Genomic DNA, 12836 nt, shown 5'->3' on the forward strand with positions numbered 1-12836 from the left:
ATCTGCTCACACGAAAACGACTGCGCCCAACCAGAGCCCGGCCGCGATCAACGCACCGAACAACTCCACCACCATGGACAACCCCACAGCTTTCACCGCGTGAAGCGTCGACGCCCACGCGATGTTGACGTTGCGCAAGCGCACGAGTTCTGCGACATACGTTCCCACGATGAATCCCAGAAACAGCCCCACCACCGGAACGACAAAAAATCCGATGATGCCGACAAGCCCGCCCACCATGACAGAGCGGTTTGGCACTCCCCCGGCACGCATTCGCTGACCGGGCCACGTGTACTTCACGACGCCCGTGATCACGAGAGCCAGCGCGGCCAGCGCGAACACCGTCCACGCGGTCGCGCCACCGGTCATCAACGCCCACACCAGAATTGCTGCCAAGATGAGCAGCGTTCCCGGAATGATCGGCACAACCACCCCGATCAAGCCGATCAGAATTGCCAGCCCGACAACAACTTCCGCAGCCGGACTCATCCGACGGGGCGAACCTTCGACGCCGCCTCGCGTGCACGGGAGCGAGCCGTCTCGACATCTGCGGCAGTGGAGACGGCAACGCCCATCCGTCGACGCGTGAAACTTTCCGGCTTGCCGAACAACCGAATGTCGGTCTCGGGCACCGCGAGAGCCTCTGCGACGCCGTCGAATCCGATTGCCTGCGCTTCGACGCCGCCGTAGATGACGGCTGAAGCACCAGGTGAGGTGAGCGTCGTGTCGACGGGGAGCCCCAGGATGGCGCGGGCGTGCAATTCGAATTCGGAGAGCCGCTGTGTGCGCAGCGTGACCAGTCCGGTGTCATGTGGACGTGGGCTCACCTCGGAGAAGTACACGTTGTCGCCCTTGACGAACAACTCGACACCGAAGATTCCGCGACCGCCAAGCGCGGACGTGACCTTCTCGGAGACCTCGCGAGCGGCCGCGAGGGCGAGCGCCGACATCTGCTGCGGTTGCCAGGATTCGACGTAATCGCCCGACTGCTGCAGGTGACCGATCGGTTCACAGAACGACGTCTCGACCTCGCCGCCACTGCCCACGGCCCGGACCGTCAATTGTGTTATCTCGTAATCGAAATCGACAAAGCCCTCTACGATGACCCGGCCGTGATTGACGCGCCCACCGGCCATCGCGTAATCCCACGCTGACTCGAGTTCGTCGGCAGTGCGCACTGTCGACTGCCCTTTGCCGGAGGACGACATGACGGGCTTGATCACGCACGGAAATCCGGTGAGTTCGGTGGCAGCCCGAACCTCGTCGAGTGAATTCGCGAATGCATACGGCGAGGTGGGCAAGCCCAGTTCCTCGGCTGCAAGCCGCCGGATACCTTCGCGGTTCATGGTCAGCTGTGTTGCCCTGGCCGTCGGAATGACTACGGTCTCACCCCGCGCTTCGACGACGGCCAGCGCGTCGGTCGCGATTGCCTCGATCTCGGGCACCACAAAATGCGGCTTCTCCAGTTCGATCACGGCCAGCAGTGCATCGGGATCGGTCATGTCGACGGTGTGAGCCCGGTGCGCAACCTGGTGCCCGGGTGCGTCCGGGTACCGATCCACTGCAATAACCTCGACGCCCAATCGCTGCAACGCGATGACAACTTCCTTGCCCAGTTCACCCGATCCCAACATCATCACTCTGATCGCGTTCTCGGCGAGCGGAGTGCCGAATCGGAGTGGAAGCGAGGAAGGGTCCGAGGGCGCCGAAAGGTCCGACGGCGTTGAATCAGGCTGCATGGCTGCGACTATATGCCAATCCCGATGCAGGTCAGCGTGTCCAGAGGACGCGATGGCGGAACTCACGCGGTTCTGGTGATCCGCTCAGACACGACGCCACTCACGATGTCACTAACGTTCTGGGCTTTCACGACATTTCGGCCTGCATGCTTGGCTTCGTACAGGGCTGCGTCGGCGGCGACCATCAGCGACGCCAAGGTGGGTGTCGCGTCATCTGTCCAAGCGAGTCCGATACTGACGGTGCTGTCATGCCCGGATCGTGCCGAGTCGTGGACCTGAGCATGTCGGATCTCTTCGGCGACTTCGGTCGCACGGGCGAAACTGGAACCGGTGAGCAAGACCGCGAACTCCTCACCGCCGAGTCGACCGACCAGATCGGTATCGGAGACGCGTTCTGCCATCCGGGCACCGAAATCGGCGAGAACACTGTCGCCGACCATGTGCCCGTATGTGTCGTTGACGGCTTTGAAGTGGTCGAGATCGAGCATCAGCAATCCGATAGGCAACGCCGTCTGCGTTGCCTGTTGGAGTCGTTCTTCGGCCTGACGCAGGAAAGGCCCGCGCGAGAGGACTCCGGTGAGAGAGTCGTATTCGACTGCGCGGAACAGCTCACGCTCGGCAGCCCGACGCTCCTGCGTCGCACACGCCACAGCGATGGGGCCCAACGCAACCAGAGTGACCGCTATCGACGTGATCACCGCCTCGTTCACGTTTGCGCCACTCTGTTCCCCGAGAGCCAGCCTGCCGGCGTCGGCCATCATGAGCGACCACACCGACCACACTGCCGAAACCAACGCAGTACTCGGAACCGAAATCCGGGTAGCGCACCACAACAGCGCGGGGATGGGCAGGAGAAGGGCAATCGGCCCCTCGATGCTGAGCGCGATCGGCATGCAGGCGGCGGTAGCGAGCAACGGGACTGTCATGGCGAGAACTGCCCGTACAGTCGTCTTGCTGCGGATCTCCGCAATGCTGGACGGAATGGTCATGGACAGAATCAGAGGTAACACCAGCAGATAAGCCATGAACTCCGTACTGCCCCAGTGAACAAGCGTGTCGGCAAACGACTCACCTCGAAAGACCCAATCCATCAGCCCAGCTGTTGCCGCGGTAGCGCAGGCACTGAGTCCGGCGACGACAACCATCCACATCAGAGACGTTGAATCGACCAAGCGGAACGGGGTGCGTTTGAGGTAGTCGAGCAGCAACACACCAACGGTGACCCCGACCAGGTTTGCACCGTTCAACTGAATTGCCATCGAGAGCGTGTTGCCGGTCAGCAGATCAGCGCTCACATAAGCGACGGCGGCGGCAATCCACGTGGGCCACTCGATCAGAATCGGCCACCGCACCATCATTCCCAGCAGCAACGCATTGGCGCACCAGAACGTGGCGAGCAGTCCGGGCGGCCGCGTGAGAATTCCGATGAGCGCGGCAAGCAGGACAACGACAAAGACAACCAGCAGCCGCGTTACTCGGCCCATCCTTGTCATTCGTCACCTCACCGTCGCTCCAGAAAAGGCGTATCGGGCGACTGCCAAATCTTATCGTCACGTTCAGACCACATTGCCCTCTGACCGATGACGCGGTCAGAGGGCAATGCGAAGTGACCGACCATCACAGTACCGAGGACTCGGCACCTGATAGGTCTTGTTAGCGGTTGGTCTTATTCAGCAGATCCGCTGGATCCCGAGGATCCCGAGTCGCCCTCGAGCGAAGAGGTGTCTACCGACTTGAGGAAAACGCCGAGTGCTGTGAGCAGAGGTCCGAGTGCGCTGAGTGATCCGAACATAGGAGTTCTCCTGGTGCGTAGAGGTGATGTGAAATGTTCAGCGACGTTTCGGCCGCAGGCGGTGACCGAACAGTCTGGGAACTCATGCCACAGGGGTGAAATATGCGGTCGCCCCCCTGCGACATCCCGTGCTGTGATGCAGCGCACTAATTAGCGCTGACAGCATTTATAGACCGCAGAAACGTACTTGTCTAGCTACCGTGTGGCTACTACCAAAGACTCGAAGTAACACCTGTCATCAAAACCGCAGATCAAGACGGCAATCCAGTGCCAATTAGAGTAGAGATTGTGATGTGCATCACAGCAGAAATGCAGAAAGTGCGGCTCGCAGTCAATTGCGAGCCACACTTTCGGGCAAACGGGACTTACTTCTCAGACCTACTTCTCAGCGGCCGAGCCGGTTCCCGGAGTGAGCGAGCCACCGCCGATAGCCGTGAGCAGGTCCTTGAGAACCGGGAAGAGGTTCTTGATAACGGCGCTGAATTCTTCTTGCGAACCCATGTCGGTTCCTCTTTTCTCAGAAATGCAGTTGATGAATCGGAAAGGCTGGAGAAATTACTCGGCAGCCGAACCGGTCGAACCCGAAGAATCTGCCGATCCGGCGTTCAGCTTGGTCACCAAAGCGAGAACGCTTTTGAGGAAGGCGTCGAGATTCCGGATCGAGGTCATGTGACTACTCCTGTGTCGTTACGAAAGATTGCCGTGCGCGCGAACGTCAGGAGTTCGAGCTGGCGGAATCGAGGCCCTGGATGGTCTTGAGCATGTTCACCAGCGGAAGGAGCTTGAGCAGACTCCAGCCCATACCGTTTGCCTCGAGAAGGTTTTCGACCGAACCCATAACTGAACTCCTTGCGTGAGATTTATGACGTGGCGCACATTTGAACCGCCGAGAGCCTTTGTAGTCAGGAGAAATACATACGTCCAGTTTGTTTAAGGACAAAGACTCGCGTGACAGTTCGCGGTGATCTGTAAAGCCCCAGATCAAGACATGTGACTCGAACTCAACTTCAAATTCAAATGTGATCGACATCACAATTGATTGGGACAAAAGGCCGCAAAGGTAAGAGTCGGTGCCCGCACCGACCGCGATCTGTCATACCGTGTGCATGTGATCAATCCTGAACGCGTGGCAACCAGATCGGGATCGCCGTGTTAGCAAAACTGCTCAAGGCGTACCTGCCGCCGTACCGCTGGTTGCTCGCAGGAGTATTGGCGCTGCAACTTTTCGGTGCCATTGCGTCGCTGATCCTGCCGACCCTGAATGCCCGAATCATCGACGACGGCGTCGCCCGCGGTGATACCGGATTCATCATGTCGACCGGCGGAATCATGCTGATGGTCTCGTTGGCGTCGATCATCGCCTCGGTCGCGTCGACGTATCTGGCGGCAAAGTCCTCGATGGGATTCGGTCACGACGTCCGGGCCGCCGTCTACAAGGCCGTCGGCAGTTTCTCCGACCGTGAATTCTCCGGTTTCGGCGCCCCGACACTGATCACCAGAAATACCAACGACGTCCTCCAGATCCAGACGCTGGTGATGCTGACGTCGTCGATGCTCGTCAGCGCACCACTCATGTGCATCGGCGGCATAGTCATGGCGCTACGCGAGAATCTGCAGATGTCGTGGCTCCTGACCATTTCGGTGCCACTACTCGGCATCACCGTCGCAGTGGTCGTCGCCCGCCTCATTCCGCACTTCCGGACCATGCAGGCCCGCATCGACAAGATCAACCGCGCACTGCGTGAACAGCTCACCGGTATGCGCGTGATTCGCGCGTTCGTTCGCGAACCCGACGAAACCATGCGCTTCGATCAGGCCAACAAGGAACTGGCGGACACGGCCCTGCTCATCGGTCGATACCAAGCCGTTCTCCTGCCGACGGTCATGCTGATCGCGAACCTGACCGGCGTTGCGGTCATGTGGTTCGGTGCCCACCTCGTGAACACCGGTGACATGCAGATCGGTCAGATCAGCGCGTTCCTCGCGTACGTCATGCAAATTCTGATGTCCGTCGTGATGGCAACAATGTTGGCCGTCGTGATTCCACGGGCCGCCGTCTGCGCCGACCGCATCACCGAAGTGATCGACACGAAGCCATCGGTCCCGGCACCGTCCCAACCGCTGCGCCCCACCAACCCTTACGGCGTCGTGGAGTTCGGCGGAGCCGGATTCAGCTACCCCGGTGCCGAGACTCCGGTTCTGAGCGGTGTGACGATGCGCTGTCTACCTGGGACCGTCACCGCGATCGTCGGCAGCACCGGCAGCGGAAAATCCACCCTCGTCTCCCTCATCCCCCGGCTCTTCGACGTCACAGCCGGCGCGGTTCTGATCGACGGCCTCGACGTCCGCGGCTGGGATCAGGACGAACTGTTCACCAACTTCGGGTACGTCCCACAAAAGACCTACCTGTTCGCCGGCACGGTCGCCACCAACATCCGGTACGGAAATCCGTCAGCCACCGACGACGACATCTGGGCTGCACTCGCCGTCGCGCAAGCCGACGGCTTCGTCCGGGAACTTCCGCAGGGTCTGGAATCCCCGATAGCGCAAGGTGGATCGAATCTCTCCGGTGGCCAGCGGCAGCGCCTGGCCATCGCCCGAGCCGTCGTCCGCCGACCGCGGATCTACATTTTCGACGATTCCTTCTCCGCCCTGGACATGCACACCGACGCGGCCGTTCGCGCAGCGCTGCGCGCGATTACGACGAACAGCACCGTCATCGTCGTCGCGCAACGCGTGTCTTCGATCATCGACGCCGACCAGATCATGGTCCTCGAAGACGGCGCTCCCGTCGGACTCGGCGACCACAACTTCCTGCTGGCCAACTGCCCGACGTACCAAGAGATCGTGGCCTCCCAGATTCCCGCGGAGATGAGCGCATGACCATTCCGCAAGGCCCAAATTTCGGTCCGGGCAATCGTCAGTATTTCGACGACGCTCCTACCGTCGTATTTGCCAAGATCCCCGCGGAGCCGGACACAGCGCCGCCTGCCGAACCTGCGCCACAGTACGGTCAGCCCCTGTACGGTCCACCCCAGTACGGTCCGCCCCAGGACGATCCGCAACAATCCGGACCACCGCCTGTCGAACCGCCACCCGGCGACGAGCCCAAGCCCGATGCCCCGGCGCCGAAGCCCGCGTCCACCACACCGGCGACCAAACCCAAGCAGTTCAAAGCCACGATGAAACGGCTGTTGGGCCTGTTGAAGCCGCACAAGATCGCGGTATTCGTCGTGGTGCTCTCCACGATCGGCAGTATCTCGCTCTCCGTCGCGGTACCCAAGATCCTCGGTCACGTCACCGACCTCATCTTCGCCGGATTCATCGGCAAGAGCCTGCCGGCCGGTATCAGCCGTGACGAGGCCGCGGAAGCGATTCGCGCATCCGGTAATTCGACGTTCGCTGATCTGGTTCAGAACTCAGCCGACGTCGTCCCCGGCGTCGGGCTGAACTTCGACGCCATCGGCAAGGTCATCCTCGTCGCCATCGGTGTGTACGTGATGGCGTCGCTGCTCGCCTGGGTGGAGGCGTTCCTGCTCAACATCATCGTGCAGAAAACGATCTACAAGTTGCGTGCGGAGGTCGAAGCGAAGATTCACCGACTTCCGTTGCCGTACTTCGACAGGACGCCTCGCGGTGAAGTTCTCAGCCGCGTCACCAACGACATCGACAACGTCTCGTCGACCCTGTCCCAAACTCTGACGTCGCTGCTGACCTCGGTGCTGACGGTCGTCGGCGTCCTCACCATGATGTTCGTCATCTCGCCGATGCTCTCGCTGATCGCACTCATCGCTGTTCCCGTGTCGGTCGTGTTGGTTGCCCGTGTCGCCAAGCGCGCGCAGGTTCTGTTCAAAGCGCAATGGGAAGAAACCGGCAAGATCAACGCGCAGATCGAAGAGACCTACAGCGGCCGCGATCTGGTGCGCGTCTACGGGCATCAGATCGAGGCCGAGCGCGAATTCGCGGTACAGAACAAGAAACTTCTCGACGCATCGTTCGGCGCACAGTTCCTGTCCAGCCTGATCATGCCCGTCATGAACTTCGTCGGAAACATCACCTACGTACTGCTCGCAGTGGTGGGTGCCCTGAAGGTGGCCAGCGGCAACATGTCCCTCGGCGACGTCCAGGCGTTCATCGTCTACTCCCGCCAGTTCAGCTCACCGCTCACCCAGATCGCCTCGATGTCGTCGAGTCTGCAGTCCGGGGCCGCGTCGGCGGAACGCGTCTTCGAACTGCTCGACGAACCCGAGCAGACTCCGGACATCGCGAACCCCGTCCTCCCCGAGCAGGCCGGCCGTCACCGCACCGTCGGCACCGTCGTGTTCGAGAACGTCTCGTTCCGGTACGACAAGGACGTCCCGCTCATCGAGAACGTCAACCTCACTGCCGAGTCCGGACAGACCGTCGCCATCGTCGGTCCCACCGGCGCAGGCAAGACCACGTTGGTGAACCTCATCATGAGGTTCTACGAAGTCGACTCCGGCCGGATCACCATCGACGACGTCGACATCGCACACATGCGGCGCGCCGACCTCCGCTCGCACGTCGGCATGGTCCTGCAGGACACGTGGTTGTTCGGCGGCACCATCCGCGAAAACATCGCATACGGACGCATCGGTGCCAGCGAAGCCGAGATCCAAGCGGCAGCCCGGGCGGCGTTCGCGGACCGCTTCATCCACACCCTGCCCGACGGCTACGACACCGTGCTCGACGAGGAAGCGTCCAACATCAGTTCGGGCGAGAAGCAGCTCATCACCATCGCCCGCGCCTTCCTGTCCGAGCCGTCGCTGCTGATTCTCGACGAGGCGACCAGCTCGGTCGACACTCGCACGGAACAGCTTGTCCAGCACGCTATGTCGGCACTGCGAGCCGGTCGCACGAGCTTCATCATCGCGCACCGTCTGTCCACGATTCGCAATGCGGATCTGATCGTGGTCATGGAGGCCGGCCAGATCGTCGAGCAAGGCACACACGATCAACTCATCGCCCACGGCGGAGCGTACTTCCGCCTCTACAACGCTCAGTTCGAAGGCGCCGCCGTCTAGTGACCGACGCCTCCCTGCGTAGACACCGTGCCCCGGAGCACACCTGATCGATCCGACAGGTTACCGTCGGGTCAGAAGTGTTGTCGCCGTCTGAATTGGGAGTTCGTGTGTCTGCAGAAACTGTGGAGAAGAAGGGCCCGCTCGCGGGCATTCGGATCGTGGAATTCGCTGGATTGGGACCGGGACCGCACGCAGCGACTCTGCTCGCCGACATGGGCGCCGACATCGTCATCGTGCAACGCGCAGGCCAGATTCCTCAGGACGCCAACGCCTCCGACCAGATCAAGCGAGGCCGTCGTGTCGTCGAAGCCAACCTCAAGGATCCCGAGGATGTCGCGAAGGTCCTGAACCTGGTCGATCGCGCCGACGTTGTCATCGAAGGCTTCCGTCCCGGCGTCATGGAACGTATGGGGCTCGGACCCGACGTGCTGTTGGAGCGCAACCCTCGTCTCGTCTTCGGGCGTATGACGGGCTGGGGCCAGGAAGGCCCCCTCGCGAGCGCCGCCGGCCACGACATCAACTACATCTCCCTCACCGGCGTCCTCAACGCCATCGGTCGCAAGGGTGAGCGTCCCGTTCCGCCGCTCAACATGGTCGGCGACTTCGGTGGCGGTTCCATGTTCCTGATCTTCGGCATCCTGTCCGCCCTGGTCGAGCGTTCGATCTCCGGTAAAGGCCAGGTAGTCGACGCGGCCATGGTCGACGGCACCCTCGCTTTGTCCCACATGATGTGGGCGTTCCGTGGCCGCGGCGTCTGGTCCGACGAGCGCGGTGTCAACCTCCTCGACACCGGTGCGCCGTTCTACGACACCTACGAGACCTCCGACGGCAAGTACATGGCCGTCGGTTCCATCGAGCCGCAGTTCTACGCCCTGCTGCTCGAAGGCCTCGAACTGGATCCCTCGACGCTTCCGCATCAGATGGATTCCAGCAAATGGGACGACATGAAGGCACTCTTCACGGAGAAGTTCCTGTCCAAGACTCGCGACGAGTGGGCCAAGATCTTCCTCGGCACCGACGCGTGCGTCTCGCCGGTACTGACCTTCGCGGAAGCACCGTCGAACGAGCACATCGCAGCGCGCGGCTCGCTCATCGAACTCGACGGCGTCACCCAGCACGCACCGGCACCGCGTTTCTCCCGCACCCCGGCGAGCGTTCCGTCGCCGCCGGCGCGCGAGGCGACGGATATCGACACGGTCTGGACCTAGGGCCTTCGGCCCTGTGTTGACCTAGGGCCTTCGGCCCCGCGCGCCTTTCTGGTAGTTCCGGCTACCACAAAGGCGCACAGGGCGTCAGCCCAATCGGTAGAACCGCAAGAACTCGTGCTCGATCGGCAGCACATCCACTCGCTCGAAACCTGCTGCCAGGGCAAAACTTTCGAGTGTCGACTTACGCATGACCGTTCCCGTCCCGACGCTTCCGGGGTGGGAGAGACTGTCCGGCAGGCAGCAAGTCAGCGAATACCCGTAGAGCAGTTGCTCCACCTGCCCGGCATTGGGATCGAAAGAACTCGCTGTGCGCTCGTCCATGACGATCACCGGTGCGCCGGGCCGCGCGATCGACCGGGCGGTGGACAAAAACCCGACCGGGTCCGGCACGTCGTGCAGACATTCGAACGCAAAAACAGCGTCGTAGGTACCCGATTCCACCCGCTCCTGCTCAGGGGCTTGGCCGGCCACATCGACCAACGAGAAATGCACACGGTCGTCGACGCCGTAGTCGCTCGCATGCCGGCGCGCCGCAGCCACAGACGCCGCGTCCACGTCGAAGCCGTGAACCTCGACTTTCGGGTATCCGATAGCCAGTGCCACCGAAGACCATCCCTCCCCCATTCCGAGATCCGCGACCTTCGCCCCGTCGGTCAACGTGGTGTGCAGATCCGGAATGATCGGCAAGAATTCCTGGCACAACTGGCGCAGGAACATCGGGCGGTTCAGCAACGCCTGCCCCTCGCGCGCGTCAACGCCCATGGACTCCCAGGTCACCCCGCCGCCGTGGCGATACGCGTCGAGCAGTCTGGGCATCGACGTTGTCGTCGCCACGAACAATCGGGCCATCGGCGCCACATACAGCAGACTCTCTGGATCTACGAGTACTGCGGCGTGTGCTGCGGACAACGTATATCGACGGTCGGCATCCGTATTGACGTCCAAGTACCCGGCCACAGCCTGCTGTTCCAGCCATTCGCGGGCATACCGTTCCACGGTTGCCGTCCGGTCAGCCAGTTCCGTCGACGTGAGGGGCCCGAAGTCAGCCAACGCGCGATACCAGCCCAGCCGATCTCCGAGGTAGACCGCTTGCAGTTCTGCCGCGCCGATCGCGGCCGCGAACATCCGTTCCGCCAATGCCTCCGATTCGCTGACGCCTTCTGCCCCGGCGCCCCCTGCCCCAGCTCCCTCTGCACTGACCCCTTCGACGGTTGCCATCGAAACCTCCTGGATTCACCTTGGTTTCCAGGTGGGTACCCGCGCGAGCGCAGGCTAGCCGCTCAGACGACGACGAGGCGTTGGTCTGCAGCGTCCCGATCGGTCGCAAGGGTGTCGTATGCAGCGGCGATGGACGCAACTCCGCGGATCAGATCTTCCGACGAACGTGCGTAGGGCACACGGATGAACCGCTCGAAAGCACCTTCGACGCCAAATCTCGGGCCGGCTGCGAGGAGCACTCCGAAGTTGGGCGCCACCGCCGCCAAGGCAGTCGACACGGGTGCCGACATGCGCATCCATACCGACATTCCGCCCGAGCCGATCGTGGGGCTCCAGTCCGGGAGTCGCTCGGCTACCGCGTCGAGCAGAACCGATCGTTGCTCGCGCAGGACCGCGCGACGCTCGTCGAGCAGCGAGTGGTCGTCGGCGAGGAGGTATGCCGCGGCAAGCTGATCCATGACCGGGGTACCGAGGTCGACAGCCGCGCGAGCGCCCACCAGCTGGGTGATCAGTGCGGGGTCGGCCCGAATCCAGCCGACGCGCAAGCCGCCCCACAGTGACTTCGCGGTGGAACCGAGGGTTACGACATCCGTCTTGGCGGCGCCGCGTCCGTGCGCTGCCACCGGAGCGGGCGGCGGCGCATCGAGCCACAGGTCCACCATGGTCTCGTCGACGACAAGCGTCATCCGGGTCTCGTGGGCGATCTTGGCAAGCTCCGCGCGCCCGGCGGAATCCATGCACAGACCCGTCGGATTGTGGAAGTCCGGAATCAGGTAGGCCATGCGGGCAGCGGTTTGCCTTGCGGCACTGCGGATTCCGTCGAGATCCCAGGCTCCGGCGGCGGCAAACTCCGGGCGCACCGGAACCGGAACGGGCCTGGCCCCGTTGCGCCGAATCGCTTCCAGCGCATTGGGATACGTGGGGTGATCCACCAGTACCCGTTCGCCGGGAGAGGTGAGCACCGACAACAACAACCGCAAAGCGTGCTGGGCGCCGGAGGTCACCATGATCTGCTCGGGCGTCGTAGGCAAGCCGCGTGCGGTGTAACGACGCGCGATGACGTCCCGCAGTTCTGCGATGCCGATCGGCTCCATGCCGTGAGTGGGCAGGAACTGCGGAAGTGACTCCAGCGCAGACGCATACGCCTGCTGCACCTGCTCGGCCGGGGCAGCCATCGCGGCATAACTGAGATCGACGACGGCACCGCTCGGGCCGGGTTGGTGCTGGCGGAACATCAAGCCGTTCGGCCGCGCACCGGCAGGCAACGCCACGGTGCTGCGCGAACCCTGACGGCTGATCAGATAGCCCTCGTCCCGCAGAACCGAGTACGACGACGTGATCGTTGTGCGGCTCAGTTCGAGCACGGTTGCGAGTTCACGCTCGCTCGGCAGAGCCACGCCCAACGGAACGCGCCCGTCGTGCACGAGTAAGCGAATACCGTCGGCCAGTGCGCGGTAGGCGGGCCGTCGTCCCGATTCCTCCTGCCAGGACCCGAGATCACGCGCAAGGGAACGGGCACCGAGAACTCGAGTCATCATGCGGTCCAGTATCGAGTACTTGGCTATGTAATTCAATACCAGTGGACCTGATGATGAGCTTATGACTACCTTCGCAACGCTTATCGGCATCGGACTCTTTGTGGCCGTCGTGTACTTTTTTGCGCCCGCAGAAGGTGAAGGTACATACATTCGAGTGGAACAGTTTCGCCTGGCAGCACCGCTCGGCGGCATCTTCGGCGAGGTCGGCGAACGGTCCGAGAACAACTCTGTCGGACCCCCGTGCCATTGTGATGAGGGGGAAGAATTCACTGATCTCAGTCCAGTTCGATAAAACT

The 12836-nt window shown here is 62.2% G+C and carries 12 protein-coding genes; 4 read left to right on the plus strand and 8 right to left on the minus strand.

Annotated elements, in window-relative coordinates; genetic code table 11:
- Positions 1-6: 6 nt before the first annotated feature.
- From C7T36_RS05990 to C7T36_RS30465, 6 genes are all read right to left on the minus strand, one after another.
- A complete protein-coding gene (locus C7T36_RS05990) occupies positions 7-489 on the minus strand; it encodes a DUF456 domain-containing protein (RefSeq protein WP_045064067.1) in 483 nt (160 codons plus the stop codon).
- Positions 486-1739, minus strand: a complete 1254-nt coding sequence (purT, locus tag C7T36_RS05995; protein ID WP_045066599.1) for a formate-dependent phosphoribosylglycinamide formyltransferase — start codon at positions 1737-1739, stop codon at positions 486-488. Before purT ends, C7T36_RS05990 begins: the two co-directional genes overlap by 4 nt.
- Positions 1740-1801: 62 nt before the next feature.
- Positions 1802-3232: a diguanylate cyclase gene (locus C7T36_RS06000; protein ID WP_045064068.1), complete on the minus strand. Its 1431-nt coding sequence runs from the start codon at positions 3230-3232 to the stop codon at positions 1802-1804.
- A 173-nt stretch (positions 3233-3405) separates the two neighbouring features.
- The gene (locus C7T36_RS30455) at positions 3406-3531 is read right to left on the minus strand and encodes a hypothetical protein (protein ID WP_257013114.1); all 126 of its coding nucleotides are present in this window, start codon (positions 3529-3531) and stop codon (positions 3406-3408) included.
- A 378-nt stretch (positions 3532-3909) separates the two neighbouring features.
- Entirely contained in the window at positions 3910-4032 is a 123-nt protein-coding gene (locus C7T36_RS30460) for a hypothetical protein (protein ID WP_255285213.1), read from the minus strand.
- A gap of 214 nt (positions 4033-4246) precedes the next feature.
- Positions 4247-4369 carry a hypothetical protein gene (locus C7T36_RS30465; protein WP_255285212.1) on the minus strand — a complete coding sequence of 41 codons (123 nt, stop codon included), beginning with the start codon at positions 4367-4369 and terminating at the stop codon, positions 4247-4249.
- Between the two features lie 311 nt (positions 4370-4680).
- Between C7T36_RS30465 and C7T36_RS06005 the strand changes: the two genes are divergently transcribed.
- The 3 genes from C7T36_RS06005 to C7T36_RS06015 all read left to right on the plus strand — a co-directional run bounded on the left by C7T36_RS06005 (position 4681) and on the right by C7T36_RS06015 (position 9784).
- Positions 4681-6414: an ABC transporter ATP-binding protein gene (locus tag C7T36_RS06005; RefSeq protein WP_033235645.1), complete on the plus strand. Its 1734-nt coding sequence runs from the start codon at positions 4681-4683 to the stop codon at positions 6412-6414.
- Positions 6411-8576, plus strand: coding sequence for an ABC transporter transmembrane domain-containing protein (locus C7T36_RS06010; protein ID WP_045064069.1), 2166 nt, complete (start codon positions 6411-6413; stop codon positions 8574-8576). Before C7T36_RS06005 ends, C7T36_RS06010 begins: the two co-directional genes overlap by 4 nt.
- A 107-nt stretch (positions 8577-8683) precedes the next feature.
- Positions 8684-9784, plus strand: a complete 1101-nt coding sequence (locus C7T36_RS06015; protein ID WP_033235812.1) for a CaiB/BaiF CoA-transferase family protein — start codon at positions 8684-8686, stop codon at positions 9782-9784.
- A gap of 84 nt (positions 9785-9868) precedes the next feature.
- Here the strand turns inward: C7T36_RS06015 and C7T36_RS06020 are convergent, their stop codons facing one another.
- Positions 9869-10909: a bifunctional 2-polyprenyl-6-hydroxyphenol methylase/3-demethylubiquinol 3-O-methyltransferase UbiG gene (locus tag C7T36_RS06020; protein WP_045066600.1), complete on the minus strand. Its 1041-nt coding sequence runs from the start codon at positions 10907-10909 to the stop codon at positions 9869-9871.
- Positions 10910-11064: 155 nt separating this feature from the next.
- A complete protein-coding gene (locus tag C7T36_RS06025; RefSeq protein WP_045064077.1) occupies positions 11065-12540 on the minus strand; it encodes a PLP-dependent aminotransferase family protein in 1476 nt (491 codons plus the stop codon).
- Between the two features lie 61 nt (positions 12541-12601).
- Between C7T36_RS06025 and C7T36_RS06030 the strand changes: the two genes are divergently transcribed.
- Entirely contained in the window at positions 12602-12832 is a 231-nt protein-coding gene (locus C7T36_RS06030; protein WP_045064079.1) for a hypothetical protein, read from the plus strand.
- Positions 12833-12836: the final 4 nt, after the last annotated feature.

The sequence above is a fragment of the Rhodococcus sp. AD45-ID genome (assembly GCF_003023755.1).
GTDB classification, from domain to species: Bacteria; Actinomycetota; Actinomycetes; order Mycobacteriales; family Mycobacteriaceae; genus Rhodococcus_F; species Rhodococcus_F globerula.